The organism is Pseudomonas marginalis (assembly GCF_900105325.1).
GTDB lineage: Bacteria > Pseudomonadota > Gammaproteobacteria > Pseudomonadales > Pseudomonadaceae > Aquipseudomonas > Aquipseudomonas marginalis.
In genome coordinates this window covers 360,064-376,232 of record NZ_FNSU01000002.1, presented here as the reverse complement: position 1 = coordinate 376,232, position 16,169 = coordinate 360,064, and the positions used below count along the sequence as shown (strand labels likewise).

14 protein-coding genes are annotated in these 16,169 nt (G+C 59.0%); 9 read left to right on the top strand and 5 right to left on the bottom strand.

Annotation, left to right across the window (positions count from 1 at the left end; translation table 11 throughout):
• Nucleotides 1-46: 46 nt before the first annotated feature.
• On the bottom strand, nt 47-634 hold the full coding sequence (locus BLW22_RS09330; RefSeq protein WP_027603413.1) for a TetR/AcrR family transcriptional regulator: 588 nt from the start codon (nt 632-634) through the stop codon (nt 47-49).
• A gap of 100 nt (nt 635-734) precedes the next feature.
• On the opposite strand from BLW22_RS09330, the gene BLW22_RS09325 reads away from it, so the two are divergent.
• Together BLW22_RS09325 and BLW22_RS09320 are read left to right on the top strand one after the other, a co-directional pair.
• Nucleotides 735-1,493, top strand: a complete 759-nt coding sequence (locus BLW22_RS09325) for an SDR family oxidoreductase (RefSeq protein ID WP_074845766.1) — start codon at nt 735-737, stop codon at nt 1,491-1,493.
• 122 nt (nt 1,494-1,615) lie between these two features.
• Nucleotides 1,616-2,350, top strand: a complete 735-nt coding sequence (locus BLW22_RS09320) for an NADPH-dependent F420 reductase (protein WP_074845762.1) — start codon at nt 1,616-1,618, stop codon at nt 2,348-2,350.
• 63 nt (nt 2,351-2,413) lie between these two features.
• Here the strand turns inward: BLW22_RS09320 and BLW22_RS09315 are convergent, their stop codons facing one another.
• Nucleotides 2,414-2,824: a winged helix-turn-helix transcriptional regulator gene (locus tag BLW22_RS09315; protein ID WP_074845758.1), complete on the bottom strand. Its 411-nt coding sequence runs from the start codon at nt 2,822-2,824 to the stop codon at nt 2,414-2,416.
• Nucleotides 2,825-2,912: 88 nt separating this feature from the next.
• Here BLW22_RS09315 and BLW22_RS09310 point away from each other — a divergent pair, with 88 nt between their 5' ends.
• Nucleotides 2,913-3,761 carry an SDR family oxidoreductase gene (locus tag BLW22_RS09310; protein ID WP_074845754.1) on the top strand — a complete coding sequence of 283 codons (849 nt, stop codon included), beginning with the start codon at nt 2,913-2,915 and terminating at the stop codon, nt 3,759-3,761.
• 165 nt (nt 3,762-3,926) lie between these two features.
• On the opposite strand, the gene BLW22_RS09305 is transcribed toward BLW22_RS09310, so the two are convergent.
• From BLW22_RS09305 to BLW22_RS09295, 3 genes are all read right to left on the bottom strand, one after another.
• Entirely contained in the window at nt 3,927-6,125 is a 2,199-nt protein-coding gene (locus tag BLW22_RS09305) for a TonB-dependent receptor (protein WP_074845749.1), read from the bottom strand.
• A gap of 99 nt (nt 6,126-6,224) precedes the next feature.
• Nucleotides 6,225-6,650, bottom strand: coding sequence for a ParB N-terminal domain-containing protein (locus tag BLW22_RS09300; RefSeq protein WP_074845746.1), 426 nt, complete (start codon nt 6,648-6,650; stop codon nt 6,225-6,227).
• 2 nt (nt 6,651-6,652) lie between these two features.
• Nucleotides 6,653-7,543: an HpcH/HpaI aldolase/citrate lyase family protein gene (locus BLW22_RS09295; protein ID WP_065926103.1), complete on the bottom strand. Its 891-nt coding sequence runs from the start codon at nt 7,541-7,543 to the stop codon at nt 6,653-6,655.
• A gap of 611 nt (nt 7,544-8,154) precedes the next feature.
• On the opposite strand from BLW22_RS09295, the gene BLW22_RS09290 reads away from it, so the two are divergent.
• Genes BLW22_RS09290 through BLW22_RS09265 form a run of 6 tightly spaced genes read left to right on the top strand, consistent with a single transcriptional unit; the run spans nt 8,155 to nt 16,133 of the window.
• Nucleotides 8,155-9,549, top strand: coding sequence for a Y4yA family PLP-dependent enzyme (locus BLW22_RS09290; protein WP_074845739.1), 1,395 nt, complete (start codon nt 8,155-8,157; stop codon nt 9,547-9,549).
• 14 nt (nt 9,550-9,563) lie between these two features.
• Nucleotides 9,564-10,607 carry a PLP-dependent cysteine synthase family protein gene (locus BLW22_RS09285; RefSeq protein ID WP_065939576.1) on the top strand — a complete coding sequence of 348 codons (1,044 nt, stop codon included), beginning with the start codon at nt 9,564-9,566 and terminating at the stop codon, nt 10,605-10,607.
• 28 nt (nt 10,608-10,635) lie between these two features.
• A complete protein-coding gene (locus BLW22_RS09280) occupies nt 10,636-11,784 on the top strand; it encodes an NAD/NADP-dependent octopine/nopaline dehydrogenase family protein (protein WP_065926100.1) in 1,149 nt (382 codons plus the stop codon).
• A gap of 37 nt (nt 11,785-11,821) precedes the next feature.
• A complete protein-coding gene (locus tag BLW22_RS09275) occupies nt 11,822-13,672 on the top strand; it encodes an IucA/IucC family protein (protein WP_065926099.1) in 1,851 nt (616 codons plus the stop codon).
• Between the two features lie 16 nt (nt 13,673-13,688).
• On the top strand, nt 13,689-14,933 hold the full coding sequence (locus tag BLW22_RS09270; protein ID WP_065926098.1) for an MFS transporter: 1,245 nt from the start codon (nt 13,689-13,691) through the stop codon (nt 14,931-14,933).
• A gap of 15 nt (nt 14,934-14,948) precedes the next feature.
• Nucleotides 14,949-16,133 (top strand): aminotransferase class V-fold PLP-dependent enzyme, encoded by a 1,185-nt coding sequence (locus tag BLW22_RS09265; protein ID WP_065926097.1) that lies wholly within the window; start codon nt 14,949-14,951, stop codon nt 16,131-16,133.
• The last annotated feature ends 36 nt before the right edge of the window (nt 16,134-16,169 follow it).

Genomic DNA, 16,169 nt, shown 5'->3' with positions numbered 1-16,169 from the left:
GGGCGGAGTGACCACCAGGTTGCTGGCAATAGGGCTGCCCTAAAGGCTACACGTTTTTCTTCAGGCTCTCGGGGCTGCCAGCGCACAGACCATCCATCACCAGGTTCATCAATCTGGCGAGACGCGAGCGCCATTCACTCTGGGCATCCATTTGCCATATGCCAGCAATGGCTAGAAAGAAATCGTCGTTGGTAATCCCGCTACGAATAGTTCCGGCCTTTTCATTCGCCCTCAAAAGCAACTCGGCGGCGGCCTGGACTGGAGCGTATCCCGATTTCCCTGGGAACTCATAAACAGACGCAGCTTGTTGAATCGCAGCAGCGAGTCCTGCCTTTGTCATTGCGTATTCAGCGAGGCTGTCCATCCATTCCCGCAGGGCCTCCTTGGGCGGTTTTGTCGCGAGAAGCTGTTCCGCCAACGATGCCACCTGTTGCATCTCGAATTGATAGACCTCGAATACCAGTTTCTCTCGGGTGGCGAAGTGGCGATAGAACGTGCCCTGCCCCACCCCGGCCTTCTTCGCGATCGTGCTCAACGCAACCGCAGGATCGCTGGTCAGCTCGAGCACAGCGACTTCCAGTATCCGTTCGCGGTTTTTCTTGGCGTCAGAACGCATCACCAATTCGTCAGTCATGGACAAAGTTTTCCTTCATTGCATTGCTAATCGGACAATTGTCCGGTAATTTTGATCAAGCGGACACCTGTCCGTTTAAGCGTCGTTTCTGGAGTTTACTATGAACAGCACTGGCAACACGATTCTGGTTACTGGCGGCACCTCAGGCATCGGCCTCGGTCTGGCGCTCAGGCTTCACAAGGCGGGCAACACCGTCATCATTGCAGGACGTCGCAAGGCTCTGCTCGACAAGATCGTGTCGGAGCATCCGGGGATTGAATCCGTCGTGCTGGACGTCTGCGATCCACAATCCATCCAGCGCAGCTGCACAGCGCTTGTGACCAGCCATCCGAATCTGAACGTCCTTATAAACAACGCCGGGATCATGCACTGGGAGGATCTGACTGATCCGCAAAGCCTGAGCACGGCCGAAGATATCGTGACCACGAACTTACTTGGCACGATTCGTATGGTTTACGCGTTCACTCCCCAACTGATCAAGCAACCCAGTGCAACGATTGTGAATGTCAGTTCGGCGCTGGCATTCGTACCGCTGCCAGCCACACCGACCTACAGCGCAACCAAAGCTGCAGTTCACTCGTTCACTCAAAGTCTTCGAGTACAGCTGGAGAACTCGCCGGTTGAGGTTATAGAGCTTGCACCACCGGGGGTACGTACCACGTTGCTTGGGCAGGAAAACGACGAACACGCCATGCCCCTGGAGGCGTTTTTGGATGAAATCTTCGAACTGCTCGAGATCTCTCCGACCCCACGGGAACTTGTCGTCGAGCGCGCCAAGCCCTTACGGTTTGCTGAAGCAAGCGGATCACATGATGATGTGCTGAAAATGCTGGCGGGATACAAACCACCGGCAGAATGATGTCAACCGTGTGAGTAGCCTCTGCTGCCATCGCGGTCACCCGATGGCATCTCGCAGCGCCCAGGATTGATCGGCACGGCTTGATAGCTTGATTATTGTTCGTAGGTGAGGATCCAATTGAAATGAAAATCGGAATTATCGGCGCAGGCAACATTGGCGCAACGCTTGCCCGTAAGCTCGCGGCGTGCGGCCATGAAGTCAAACTGGCAAATTCAAAGAGCCCTCATACCCTTGAGAACCTTGCCAACAAAATCGGTGTACACGCGGTGACCAAAGAAGACGCGGTGTGCGACGTGGACGCCGTAATCCTCTCTATCCCCTTTGCAAAGTACCCGGATCTGCGGCAAACATTGAGCAATCTTCCCGAGAAGGTCGTCATCATCGACACCTCCAATTACTATCCAGGACGAGACGGAGCGATCAAAGAAGTGGACGACGGCAAGCCCGAAAGCGTTTGGGTAAGCGAGCAGATTGGCCGCCCGGTGGTTAAGGCATGGAATGCCGTCCTCGCAGCAACGCTTGCCGACCACGGCCAACCGGTCGGGTCTTCCTCACGCATAGCCTTACCTGTAGCTGGCGGTGACATCAATGCTGAAGCGATCGCGCAAGATCTTGTAGAGGACACCGGCTTCACCGCGCTTGCCGCGGGTAGCCTTGAAGACTCGTGGCGTCAGCAACCCGGTACACCTGCCTATTGCACCGAACTGAAGTTGCCAGCGCTGAAGGCAGCCTTGTGCGCGGCAGATAAGTTGAGGGCGCCTCAAAACCGGGATGCCCTGATGGCCACGTTCATGACGCCCGGTGGCCATTTCACACACGAGGACATTGTTGCCATGAATCGGGAACTGACCGCCTGACTATCGGATTGGAGGGACTCTTGCCTAAGGTCCCGCCTGAGTGATCAATAGGTCGCAAGCCCGTTATGAAATCTGGCGAGAGCGTTGTTCCTCCAGAATCTTTGGCAGATTGCCTTCGATCCAGTCAACCAGGCCTTCGACATGGCGGGCTACTTCAGTTCCCATAGGGGTGAGGCTGTACTCAACGTGAGGTGGCACGACCGGATAGGATTTGCGCAGGACGAAACCATCGAGTTCCAAAAACTGGAGGGTCTGCGCAAGCATCTTTTCGCTGACGCCTCCAATCTTGCGACGCAGATCGCTGAAGCGATGCGTACCCGCGAGCAAGGCCACCAATACTAATACTCCCCAGCGGCTGCTGACGTGCTGGAGCACGACCCTCGAGGGACAATCCGGGTCGAATAATTCACCGCTGCGCAGTCGGTTGGCCACTGTTGCGGGACGGGTTGCTCCAGAGGGCTCGGAATCCGGCATGCTTACTTACCTTTAGGTACGTACTTACGAAAAGTTAGTTAAGGCCCTACTCTGCCTGTTCTATCACTTTTTGTAAAAGGAACCCCTCATGATCGCCGTCACCGGAGCCACCGGCCAACTTGGCCGCCTCGTTGTCCAGCAACTCAAGCAAAAAGTACCCGCGTCCAACCTGGTCGCGCTGGTGCGCAGCCCTGACAAGGCGAGTGATCTAGGCGTGGAGGCACGTGTTGCCGACTATGACAATCCGCAAACCCTGGTCGCGGCGCTCAGCGGAGTCGACACGCTTCTACTCATTTCCTCAAGCGAAATAGGTAAGCGACTCTCACAGCATCTAAATGTCATCAACGCAGCAAGGCAGGCCGGTGTGGGTCGCGTCGTTTATACCAGTGTACTGCACGCGGATACCTCTTCATTGAGCCTCGCCGAGGAGCATCGACAAACGGAAGCCGAGCTCACAGCATCGGGGTTGGCATTCACGATATTGCGTCATGGTTGGTATACCGAGAACTACACCGGCTTTATCGCTGGCGCGTTATCGGCCGGTGAATTTATCGGCAGTGCAGGTGATGGAAAGATTGCCGCGGCGACACGGGAAGATTTTGCCCAGGCCGCTGCCGTCGTGCTGACCCGCGACGATCAAGAGGGGAAGGTCTACGAGTTGGCGGGTGACAGCGCCTGGACGTTATCGGAACTCGCAGCCGAGGTTTCTCGGCAAACGGGTAGGAACATTCCCTACAAGAACTTGCCTGAAACTGACTACGCCTCTGCGTTAATCAATTTCGGCCTCCCGGAGCCACTCGCACAGGCCCTGGCTGGCTACGATGTCAACGCATCCCAAGGCGCACTTTTCGATGATAGCCATCAGCTTTCGACGCTGATCGGCAGGGCCACGACTTCACTTTCAGCAGCAGTGGCAATCGCGCTCAAAGGGCAATGATCGCAGGACACCGTGACGCCGCCGAGCAGCCACGCCAACAAAGAGCGCAAGGGCTGTAAACCCCTGCGCACCGTTGAGCAATGGCGAATTCGGGTCAGTGACGATCGGGTGGCCAGCAAGGCTTAAGCTTATTGCTGGTGCATGATTGCTCCATACCGGCGCCCGTCAAAAATCGACGGTCGCCGATAGTTGCAAGGTACGCGGATACCCCGGGGAAAACGCACCATAAGAGGCCACGCCGGACCAGTACTCACGGTCGAACACGTTCTGTACCGTGGCGCGGAATGTCGTCGGCCGCCCTTCTATCTTGGTGGCGTAACGCGCACCGGCGTCAATGCGGGTCCAGGCGTCGAGTTCCTGGGTGTTGGCCTGGTTGACGTATTGGCTGTCGGTGTAGATCGCACCACCCGTGAGGGTGAAACCTTCCAGCCAGGGGGTGTCGTATTCCGCCCACAGGTTGGCCTGGATATCGGGCACGCCGACCGGCTTGTTGCCCTGGTTAGCGGCAGTCGCCGACTTGGTCAGCTCGCCATCGAGGAAGGTCACGCCCCCCATCAAACGGGTACCGGTGGCCACTTCGCCGAACACGCTGAGTTCCAGGCCACGGTTGCGCTGTTCGGCCTGCACCGAATACACGCCATTGGCGCCCAGTTCGCCGGCAGGTTTTTCGATCTGGAACAGCGCCAGTGTGGTCATGAAGGTGCCGTGTTCATACTTCACCCCCAGTTCGTGCTGCTTGGACTCATACGGCGCAAAGGTTTCCCCGGCGTTGCTCGCCGTGCCCGGTGCCGCATCGCCTTTGCTCAGCCCTTCGACGTAGTTGTAGTAGAGGGAGACGTCCTCCCAAGGCTTGACCACCACACCCAGCAACGGCGTGGTGGCGTTGGCGCTGTAACGCGAGCTGACGGTGCCGGCGGCATTGTAGTTACGCGACTCGATAAACTGCCGGCGTACGCCCAGGGTCAGTTGGAAACGGTCATCCAGCATCCCCAAGGTGTCGGTCAACGCCACGCCGGACAACTCCGACTCGGAGATTCGCAGCACCTTGGGCGTGTTGATGTATTGCTTGGGCGTGTCCACCGGGTGGTAGATATTGGAGAGGATTGTGGTGCCGTTGTTGATGCCCCGCGACAGCTCATCCTGGTAACGGGTCGCCATCAGCGTGGTGGTATGGGTTACCGGCCCGGTGGCGAAGAGCCCGCGCATCCCCACATCGGCGGTAGAACGGTCGACGTTGAACTTGTAATAGCCCGGGACGTTGCTGGTGTCACCCGCGTCATTGAGGATGCGCGGCACTTGGTCGGACATGCGTTTCACATCCGACTTGCCGCCCCCTGCATGGGCGAACACCGTGAGGTTGTCGCTCAGATCATATTCACCGCCGAGCAATGCGGACTGTTCCTTGGTATCCGACCAACCCCACTTTTGCGGCAGACTGGTGCGGCCATTGGGGGCGGATGGCACGTCAACGCCCGGCGCGATGGTGAACGGGCGTGAGGCACCGTCGAAGCTTTCTTTCTGGCTGATGTAGTCCAGGTTCAGGCGCAGCCGCTCGCCACGATAATCCAGGGCAATCGCACCGATCCCTACGTCGCGATGCTGGTCGTTCACCGCCGTGTCGCCGCCCTGCAGGCTGCCGTTAAAGCGCACGCCGAACTGGTTTTCCTCACCAAAACGCCGACTGATATCCAGGTGCCCGCCCGCCTGGGAATCTGACGCGTAGCTACCGGTGAACCGGGTCAGGTCTTCCTCCAGCGGCCGTTTGGGAACGATGTTGATGACCCCACCCACGCCACTGTTGGGCGAGATGCCATACATCAAGGCACCCGGTCCCTTGAGCACTTCGACACGCTCGGCATACTCGGTAAAGACCCGGTAATTGGGGGCTACGCCATACACACCGTCGTAGGCCAGCTCACCCAGGTTGCCTTCGCCGATGGCGAAACCGCGAATGAAAAACGAATCGACGATACCGCCGGTCTGGCCGGTCGAGCGCACCGAGGGGTCGCGTTCCAGGGCATCGGCAACGGTAACGGTTTGCAGGTCGGCGAGGGTTTTGGCGGTGTAGCTGGTGACGCTGAACGGCGTGTCCATCACGTCTTTGTTGCCCATCATGCCCAGCCGCGCGCCGCGCGCCACCTGTCCACCGGGGAGAACCTCGGGCAGCGCCGTCGGGCCGTTGTAGCGGCCGTCGATCGTGGTGGTGTCGAGGGTCAGGCTGGGCGTGCTGTCATCCGTGGCGGCAGGCGTTGGTGTCTCAGCCCAGGCATTGGCGCCCGCTGCGACCATGACGAAATTCAACAGGGCGGTTCGAATAGCGAGGGTTAACGCGCGTTCACCGCAGGGCCGACTGGCAACAGGCATGACGAGAGGATCCTTTCAACGAGAGAAAATGGGAATCACTCCTAATGCCAGTCGACGTGCGAAAAAGTATCACCCACCCACCTGATTTTTTTGCACGGCTCACTCGTACAGGCGATCCAGCGGGATCGCGATGACCGGTAGCGCCGGATCAAACACATGCCGTGTGGTCTTGTACGGAAAGATCTCGCCGCGGGCGATGGTGTTGAAAATCCGCGCGACCTCGAACGCGTGCCCCGTGTGCCAGTGCCGTACGCACACCCGTGGGTCCGCGTAGTCGAGCTGGATGCACGGCACCCGACACAGACCCAACTGCAACGCTGCATTCAGGCGATGGTTACCGTCCATCACGATGCCTTGCGAGCGCTCGACAATGATCGGTTCCAGCCAATGCCCTGCGCGGATAATCGAGTCGCATAGCCACTGCACATTCGCCGGGTCCACCTGTTCCGATTGCAGCACTTCGCACACCAGTCGCAGCGCAATCTGATAGGTCTGCGCAATGGCCCCTTCCTGTCCTGGCAGCATGTTCAGCAAGCTCCGGTCTTGGCGACCGCTGCGTGTCGGCGGGCCATGTCCAACAGGCGTTGCGCCTGTTCGATCAGCGGCAGGTCGACCATTTCGCCGTCAACTTGCACCGCATGGCTGCCCCCGGCCACGGCACTCATCACCCGACCCGCCCAGGCCAATTGCTGCGCATCGGGTAGAAATGCGCGCTGCACCGTCGCCAACTGCGCGGGATGGATGCACAGCTTGGCCCCGAACCCGAGGGAGCGAGCGTAGAGCGAGTCCTGGGCGACCACCGCCAGGTCGTTGATCGCCGGTGTGACTCCGTCGATCGGCGCCGGCAAACCTGCAGTGCGAGAGGCCAGCACGATGCGGTTGCGTGCGTACACAAACGCCTCAGGCACCTGGCCGCAATTGATATCCAGGGAAAAATCCAGCGAGCCAAAGGCCAGGCGTGACAGGCCGGGAACCGCAGCAATCGCCTCCACCTGCTGCAAGCCTCTGGCCGTCTCGATGATCGCGACAATGTGCAATTGGGGTTGCCACGCCAGCAACTGCTCGACCACCCGCGCCAACGCTTGCGGCGCCTCGGCCTTGGGCAGGAATACCCCGGTGCAACGCTCGGGGTAACGCATGTCGCCCAACCACGTCAGGTCCTGGCGGAACAACGCGCTGCCGACGCTGTTGAGCCGGATAAACCGCTGGCACGCCACACTTGGCGCACTCTCCTGCCACGTCCAGATGGCAGCTCGAGCAGCGGCTTTGCTATCGGGATGAACCGCATCCTCAAGGTCCAGGATGATTGCATCCGCTCCGGCCTCAGCCGCTTTGGCAAAGCGCTCCGGACGGTTCCCCGGAACGAACAGGTAGCTGATGGGAAGCAGGGCAGTCGTGATCGGACGATCAGTGTTCATAGCAGTTCTCCTTGGCGTGCATCAGTCGTGGTTTTTGCAAAATTTTCAGGGGCCTCGGGGCGGCTGAATTGCGCCTCTGTCAGCGCCCTCGCCGATCAACGTTTAACCCCTTATTGATCAATGAATTAACAACGCTTTCAAACTTGGTACGAACGCCCGCAAGAGCGTGCAAATACACGTTCGCGCAACGCTGTTCGGCCGGGATCAATTAGAAATATTTGAAAACCTTACTTGATAATCGTTCTCGGTAGCAATATTGTTCACGCCGCCAAGAGAAACTTTTCATGACCCTAGGCAAGTCTTAACGCTCACCGAAAGTATGGCCTCGCGACATCATTTAACCATCACTCAGCGGTGAGTCAGATCAAGAAAAACGGCAGTTAGTGGCCGATAGCTACACCCGTATAAACCTTATGGAATGGGGTTCTTATGCAATTGTTTTATGAACCGGTTATTACCATCAAAGCCACAGTTTCGCCTGCAGGATTCGTGTGGCATCCACCGCCAAACGCATAAGCGTTAAAAACACGACGAACGACAAGACCACATTCATCGATCTCTTCCAGAGATTTAAATATGAATGACGACGCTATAAGCGCCAGGGGATAGTTATGTCTATTGCAATAACGCGCCTCAATGAAGCGCGCACTGAAGTTCATCTTTCGAAAATGCTTAATCCATTATTGGACGCATGTATCGCACAGCTGTTACATAGCCAACCCGACAAACTGCTTGAACTCGTTGCGCAACACGGCTCCCCCCTGAATCTTGTATGGCCACACGCCTTTGCACTGAACACCGGCGCATTGCAATCCGTGCTGGAACAGCATGAAGTCCGACATGCGATCTTCTATGGCGCCAAAGCCAACAAGTCACAATGTTTACTCGGCGCAGCCAAGGCGTCCGGTATCGGCGTCGACGTTTCCAGCATTTACGAGATGCAAGCAGCACTGCGCGCCGGTGTGCCGGCCGCTCAGTTGTGTGCCACCGGCCCGGCCAAAACCGAAGATTTTCATCGGGCGCTGGTCCATGCCGGTGCACTGATCTGCGTGGATTCGCTGGAAGAGTTCGACCATTTGAAAACACTGGTCGAAGCCAGCAGCGAGACCATAAAGGCCAGGGTTTTACTGCGTTACAGGCCTAAAGCCTGTGGGACCAGCCGCTTCGGAATGGGGGCCGCGGACCTGCTGGTGTGCTTGCACTTACTGACCGGACTCAGGGCATTTTTTGACTTCGAGGGTTTCCATTTCCACCTCGGTGGCTATGGGTTCGAATCTCGAGCACAGGCCTTTCGTGAAGTGACCGATTTCGTCGATGTGGCTCGGACGATGGGGTTGGCTCCGACCATGATCGATATCGGCGGAGGTTTGCCCATCCGCTATGTCGAGCCACACGCCTACGAGCGCTTTCTACAAAACGACAATACGCCCAATCACTATTACAACCAGTCAGTACCCAAGTCTTATTACCCTTACGGCAGCAACTTGACGGCGAGCCAATGGTTAACGTTGTTTCTGGAAAGTGCCTTCTCGCCGCGACAAAACATTGCCCAGTACTTGAAAGCCAACAGCATAACCCTGGCATTGGAGCCGGGCCGAAGTCTGGTGGACCAAGCGGCAATTTCGGTATTTCGCATTACACGCAGCAAAAAACTGGCCAATAACAAAACGGTGTTATTTGTCGAAGGCAGCAGCTTCAGTGCCTGCGAAACATGGTTCGCGTCGGAATATCTGGTCGACCCGATTTTAATCAGCTCAGCGCCAACATCCGCCACACCAATGCAAGCCTATATTGCCGGGCATAGTTGCCTGGATGATGACGTCATCACCCACCGCCTGATCAACTTCACGACTTCCCCCAAGGCCGGCGACTTATTAATTTATGCCAACACCGCCGGCTATCAAATGGACTTACTGGAGAATGAGTTCCATCGTCACCCCCTGCCCCGGCGAATGGTGGCGACCTGTTGCACGTACGGTAACTACGCGTTTTCACCTGACGACTAAAGGAAGTACTTCATATGATACTGACTAAAGTTTCCGAGCTGATCGGCAATACGCCTATGTTGGGTATTTATATTCCGGGCACTGATGCCCGGCTGTTATTAAAGATAGAGAAAAACAATCCCGGCGGCAGTATCAAGGACCGCATGGCGCGCAACATGGTACTCGCCGCGCTCAAGTCCGGACGCTTGAAACCAGGTGGCGTGGTGGTTGAGTCGTCGTCGGGCAATACCGGCATCGGCCTGGCCATGGCCGCCGTCGAATTCGGCCTGCAATTTATCGCCGTGGTCGACCATCACGCGGCGCAGGACAAGATCGCGGTGATGAAGGCACTGGGCGCCGATATTCGGTTTGTCGCGGGAACTTATCGTGAAGATGAAGTCGCGGTGGTAGAGCGCCAGCGCCTGGCGGCCGAACTCGCCGAGCAGATCCCGGGGGCCGTGTTCATGAACCAGTCCGACAACGCGGCCAACGCCGGCGGCTACAGCGACTTTGTGCGGGAAACCATCGTTCAGGCCGAAGGTGTGATCGGCGCGTATGTCGGTTGCGTCGGTACCGGCGGGTCGATGACCGGGATTGCCCGAGGCCTTAAACAGCACAACCCCGACATTGTGACCGTGGCGGTGGAGCCCGCAGGTTCCATCGTTTTCGGGCATCCCGGCTATCCGTACTATCAGTCCGGTACCGGCACGCCTGCCGGGGACACAGTGGGGCTGGTGCTCGATTACAGCTGCATCGACCTGGGCGTGCAGGTCACCGACTCACAAGCCTTCGAGACCTCGCGCTATATCGCCCGCCACCTCGCCCTGCTGGTAGGCGGCTCGACCGGTGGCGCAATTTTCAAGGCCCTGGAGCTGATTCACAAAGGTGTACTGAGCGGCAATGTAGTAGTGCCGATTGCCGATGGCGGCGAAAAATACCTGCACACGGTCTTCGACGATAAGTGGCTGGAGGAACGCGACTTGCTCGACCCCGGCGTCGCGTCGCAGTTGGATGCCTGGCTGGGCAAGAACCACTGGCAGGAGTCCAGCTCCGCCCCGCTGCAACTGAGCGTCGCATGACCCTCTTTCGACCAAGGAGCGCCTCTGAATGAAACCGCTGAAAGTCGCCATTTGCGGCGGTGGCCGAACAGGTCATCTCAACGCCATTCTGTTCAAGCAACTGCCTGACGTCCAGGTTTCGCTGCTGACCAGCAACCTGGAAGTCGTCGACCACCACACGCGGCAGGTGCCGCTCCAGGCCCTGCTGCCGGACGGCTCCACATTGAACGCCCGGCTGGATCGGGTGACCGCCGAGGCCAGGCCCGCCGTCGAAGACGCCGACATCGTCATCATCACGGTGCCAGCCCATGCCCGTGCCAAAACCCTGCAGGCCATCGCGCCGCACTTGAGCACGAGCAAACCGGTGTACATCGGTGCGATTCCGGGCTTCTGCGGGTTCGACTGGCTGGCCGAGGCCACACTGGCAAACCACCCGAACCTGGTGATCTGGGGCATGAAGGACGTACCTCATACCGCCTTCGATCTCACCCCCGGTAGGTCGATAAAAATGGGCGGCGGCAAAAGCCAGTTATATGTCGCGACCCATGCCCGCGAATCCCAGGTGTCGCGCCAGCACTTGCACGACATCCTCACACGCCTCTACGGCCCTTGCGTCACGCTGCTCGATCACTACCTGGAGATCACCCTGACGCCCGGTAACCCGATCATGCACAGCTCGGTGATCTACGGGTTGATCGGCCCCTACGGGCAATGGCACCGCAAGATCTTTCCCCAGCGCCTGTGCTGGTGGACGGAGTGCCCCGAACTGGGCGCCTACTTCCTGGAACGCATGGATCAGGAAAGCCAGGAACTGTGCGCGGTCATCAGTGCGCGCATGGGCGTCGACCTGTCGTCCGTCAAATCCTTGAAACAGGAAATCGTCGAGGCGTACGGCGATCAGATTCGCGACCAGAGCAGCATGTTGTCCATTCTGCGCACCAACCAGGCCTACAACGACATCCTCGCGCCCATGGTGCCAGCCGGTGATAACCGCGCCGGGTATGTGATCGAGCGTGAGAGCCGTGCGTTCAACGAAGACGTCGCCTATGGCCTGGTGCTGCTGGTGGAAATGGCCAGGCGTTTTGAACTGAAAGTGCCCTATATCGAAGAAGTCCTGCACTGGAGCGTTGCCTACATGCAAGGCCTGCGCGACTCGGCGCTGGATTACTTCCCGAGCCAATGGCCTCGCACGGCATAACCCTTTTAATGAATGACTCAACGAGCAGAGAGCTGATATGGATGACCTCAACACCTTGATCGCCTACTCCCGCAAGAACGCCCTGCGCCGGCTGATTCGTTGCTTGTTTGCGGAAAATATCCTGGATCGTTCGGCGCTGGCGTTTACCCACGACGGCCAGCAGGCCACCTACCCGCTCAAGCAGAACGGCGCGCAGCTGTTTTTCTCCGAGATTGCGCTGGGCCCGGCCGACACGCTGGTCAATGACGGCGACGTGGTGCTACTGACGGCCGAAGGCGTGCGCCAGGTGATCACCCGCCATCAGGACCTGCTGGATGTACTGCGCGACAGTTTCGACTTCGAGCCCAGCGACGAAGGTGTGGCCGGTCTCAAGTCGGATATGGAAAACAGCCTGCTGAACGACGCCCACGCACGTCAGTTCCGCCAACACTGGAACGCGCGCCTGGCGCAGGCCGCTCAACGCCAGGGCCTCAGCAGCCTCACCGATTACCTGCGTCGGCATGCAAGCACCAAGGACGCCGCGATCTTGCTGGATCAGTGGGGCTCGCTGGAAGGCCACCCCTACTACCCGACCTGGAAAGCCCGCCCCGGGCTGAATGACGCTGAGGTCGAGCAACTGTCTCCGGAGTTCAACGCCCAGGTGCCCCTGCGGATAGCCGCCTTGCGTGCCGACATGGCCAAAAGCGAAAGCATGCCTCACGTGACCAACTACCACGCCTGGTTCGCCAGCAATTTCCCGGCACACTGGGAGCAATGGAAAGCGGCGCTCAACGCCAAAGGCCTGGATGAAACGCAATGGCTGCCCCTGCCGATTCATGCCTGGCACTTGCAGGCCTATGTGCTCAAGACGTTTGCTGCGGAAATCGAAGAAGGCCTGCTGATCACTGAGGGGCCGGATATTCAGACGCTGCCGACCATGTCATACCGCACGATGATGCCGGTCCTGGACCACGCTGCACCGCTGATCAAATTGCCCATCGCGTTGTGGATGACCAGCGAGTTGCGCAGCCTGCAAGCCAAGTCGATCCATATGGGGCCGCGCATCAGCACAGTGATCACGCAAATCCTGGAAGCCGAAAACGGTTTCGACCAGCAACTGGAAATCTTCCCGGAAGAAATCGGCGTGCGCTACCGCCACGCAATCACCCAGGACGACGTACCGGGAAAACACCTGTCCGTGGTGTTTCGTGCCAGCCGGCAAGCGTTCGAACGCAGCGATGAGCGTCTGCCGATCACGGTGGCTTCGTTGTTCACCCGTTTACCGGGCAGCGGTCGGCCGCTGTTTACCGACCTGATCGAACGCGACGGGGTGCGTGCCGACGCCGCCAGCGTAGAACAGTGGTTTCGCCACTATGCCAAGGTCGTCACCCACCCCGTGGTGGCAATCTATCTGCTGTACGGTATCGGGCTCGAAGCGCACCAGCAGAACACCATGGTGCTGTTCTCACCCGATGGCGTGCCGCGCAGCCTGCTGATCCGCGATTTTGGCGATGGCAGAACCTACGCCCCCCTGCTGGAAGAACGCGGTTATACGTTACAGCCGCATGTGCAGCCTGGCATTCTGCCTACGGTATTTAGCGGCGATATCGAGCCGGTGCGCATGTTTGTACTGGACGCCGCGTTCCTCACCCACTTGCATGAAATGGCCCTGTGGCTGACCAAGGAGTACGGCATGGACAACACACGTTTGTGGGCAATATTGCGCGAGGAAACCGAAAACGCCTTTGCCGCCGTGCGCGAGCGGGTCTCGCCGCAGGTGTGGGAGGTCGAGCGCCAGGCCTTTGTCGAGGATCCATGGCCTACCCGTTCGTTACTGCGCATGCATTTGATGCAGTATTCCAACTATCGTTTGCAGCACACCCTGACCAACCCGCTAGCTGCCGTTTAATCACTGAGGCCGTCTCATGTCCCAAGCAGGTGCCATCCAGGGTTCGCGTGTAAGAATCCTCATTTATCTTCTGTTCGCGATCCAGCTGGTCTCCATGGGCGCGATGGAAATGAGCGGGCCGTTCTGGCCCGTGCACCTGCGCGGGCTGGCGTCCTCGGAGTCGGTATTCAGCTTCGCCAGCATCGCCGTGTACGTCGGGCCGATGCTGGGCATCATGCTGACCAGTGCATTCTGGGGCCGTATCGGCGATCGCTACGGCCACAAGCTGATGATGATCCGCGCACTCGCGGGGTTGTCCCTGACCCAGCTCGGGCTGGCCTTTTTCAGTGACATCTGGGTCATCCTGGTCCTGCGTTTTCTGCAGGGCGCCTTTGCCGGCTATATAGCCCCGGCGCAGGCTTACGGGGTCAGTATCGAAGCGCCGTCGCGGCGGGCGCGGTTATTCGCGATCCTGCAGATATCGACCAATGTCGGCTCACTGCTCGGTGCGGTCGTAGGCGGCCTGATCCTCGATTACGCGACGTTTTTCTGGATCAACATCGTCGCCTCGGTGCTCTGTGCACTCTGTACCGTCATCGCCGCCGTGACCTTGCCGGATGTGCCTCCCGTACCAAAAAAGCCGACGGTGGCCACCCGCACGCCGGTCGCAGGCACCGACAGCGTATGGCGCAGCTCTCCGCTGCTGTCGCTGCTGTGCGTCATGGGCATCCTGCTGCTCGCGCGCATGCTGCCGCAGACCTCGTTCTCGCTGTATGTGAGCTCGACGTTCGAGGTCAACAACTCCGTCGTCGGCTTGTGCTACGGGTTGCTGGCGCTGGGCTTCATCCTGTCGGCAACGGCATGGTCGCGCTACTTCGAGCATCGTTCCCAGGCAGAAACCCTGCAACGCATCACATATGTCGTCATGGGCTGCATCGCCCTGACCGCCGTGGCGGGCGTAACGCGCAGCGCCGTGGTATTTATCGTCGCCTACTTCATTTGGGGGGTGCTGCTAGGGGCGACCACCCCCGTGCTGATGGCGTTGGTCTCGAAAACCGCCGACAGCTCGCGACAAGGCTACGTACTGGGTATTGCCCAAAGCACTGCGCAGTTCGCCTCGATTGCCGGCATCTCCATCGGTGGCTTGCTGAGCCAGGTCTACGGCCTGCAATACACCTATCTTTTCGTGTGCCTGGCCTATGCAGTGGCGCTGATTCCCATGGTCGCGCTGCGGTACTGGTCGGTGTCCGCGCCGTCCAATGGCGTTGCAGGCAGCGACTGAACAAGGAGTAAGGGTTTGAACATTGAACAACTGCGTGCCGATACACCGGGTGTCGAGCATCTGATCCATTTCAATAATGCCGGTGCGGCGCTGATGCCTGAGCCGGTGGTCCAGGTCATGACCGGGCACCTGCAACAGGAAGCCCGCCTCGGCGGGTATGAAGCGGCCGCCCGATGCGCGCCTGAACTGGACAATGTCTACACCGCCGTCGGGCGCCTGATCAATGCGCACCCCACTGAAATCGCAGTGGTCGAAAACGCCACCCGAGCCTGGGACATGGCCTTCTATTCACTGGCGCTCAAGCCCGGCGACGCCGTGCTGACCTCCATGACCGAATACGCCGGCAACTACATCCCATACCTGCAATTGAGGCAGCAGCGCGGGATCGAGATCCGGATCATCCCCAACGATGAACACGGCCAGGTGTGCCTCGCAGCCTTGGCGGCCATGCTTGAAGACGAGCGCGTCGCCCTGGTATCGCTGCCGATGATCGCCACCAACGGCGGGCCTGTGCAACCCGTCGAGCAGATCGGTGCCCTCGCCCGGGCGGCGGGTGTGTTGTTCCTGCTGGACGCTTGCCAGGGAGTGGGCCAGGTGCCGATCGATGTGCAAAAGATCGGCTGCCATATGCTCGCCGCCACCAGTCGAAAATACCTGCGCGGGCCGAGGGGCGTGGGGTTCCTGTACGTAGAACAATCCCTGTGCCAACGCCTGGAGCCGGTTTTTCTGGACCTGCATGCGGCGTCCTTGCTCACGGCAGACAGCTTTGAAATTCGTGCGGATGCGCGACGTTTTGAAAATTGGGAATGCAATGTTGCGGCCAAGCTGGGCCTGGGGGCCGCAGCGGAGTATGCGTTGGCGCAGGGTATCGAACCGATATGGCAGCGCATCCAGCACCTGGCGGGTTACTTACGCCATCGACTGACCGACGTGGCGGGTATCACCTCGCAGGACCTGGGCCCTGTAAAGTCCGGCATCGTCACCTTCAGTCATCGCCACCACAGCGCCCCACAGGTGCAGCAGTGGCTCGCAGCGCAACCCAAACGCATCAACGTGAGCACTTCGACAGCAGGCTCGACCCTGCTCGACATGCAGCAGCGGGGCTTGCTTGAGGTCAGCCGTGCATCGGTTCACGCTTACAACACCGAAGCTGAAATCGATTTGCTGATTGACGCCTTGATACGCCTGTCACACGCCTGATCACGGGACACGATGGCGCTTGCGCTCAAGCTGGTT

Coding starts and splice junctions, on each gene's coding strand:
- BLW22_RS09275 (WP_065926099.1), top strand. CDS start 11,822: ATGGATGACCTCAACACCTTGATCGCCTACTCCCGCAAGAACGCCCTG.
- BLW22_RS09295 (WP_065926103.1), bottom strand. CDS start 7,543: ATGAACACTGATCGTCCGATCACGACTGCCCTGCTTCCCATCAGCTAC.
- BLW22_RS09290 (WP_074845739.1), top strand. CDS start 8,155: ATGTCTATTGCAATAACGCGCCTCAATGAAGCGCGCACTGAAGTTCAT.
- BLW22_RS09300 (WP_074845746.1), bottom strand. CDS start 6,650: ATGCTGCCAGGACAGGAAGGGGCCATTGCGCAGACCTATCAGATTGCG.
- BLW22_RS09325 (WP_074845766.1), top strand. CDS start 735: ATGAACAGCACTGGCAACACGATTCTGGTTACTGGCGGCACCTCAGGC.
- BLW22_RS09320 (WP_074845762.1), top strand. CDS start 1,616: ATGAAAATCGGAATTATCGGCGCAGGCAACATTGGCGCAACGCTTGCC.
- BLW22_RS09285 (WP_065939576.1), top strand. CDS start 9,564: ATGATACTGACTAAAGTTTCCGAGCTGATCGGCAATACGCCTATGTTG.
- BLW22_RS09280 (WP_065926100.1), top strand. CDS start 10,636: ATGAAACCGCTGAAAGTCGCCATTTGCGGCGGTGGCCGAACAGGTCAT.
- BLW22_RS09270 (WP_065926098.1), top strand. CDS start 13,689: ATGTCCCAAGCAGGTGCCATCCAGGGTTCGCGTGTAAGAATCCTCATT.
- BLW22_RS09315 (WP_074845758.1), bottom strand. CDS start 2,824: ATGCCGGATTCCGAGCCCTCTGGAGCAACCCGTCCCGCAACAGTGGCC.
- BLW22_RS09310 (WP_074845754.1), top strand. CDS start 2,913: ATGATCGCCGTCACCGGAGCCACCGGCCAACTTGGCCGCCTCGTTGTC.
- BLW22_RS09305 (WP_074845749.1), bottom strand. CDS start 6,125: ATGCCTGTTGCCAGTCGGCCCTGCGGTGAACGCGCGTTAACCCTCGCT.
- BLW22_RS09330 (WP_027603413.1), bottom strand. CDS start 634: ATGACTGACGAATTGGTGATGCGTTCTGACGCCAAGAAAAACCGCGAA.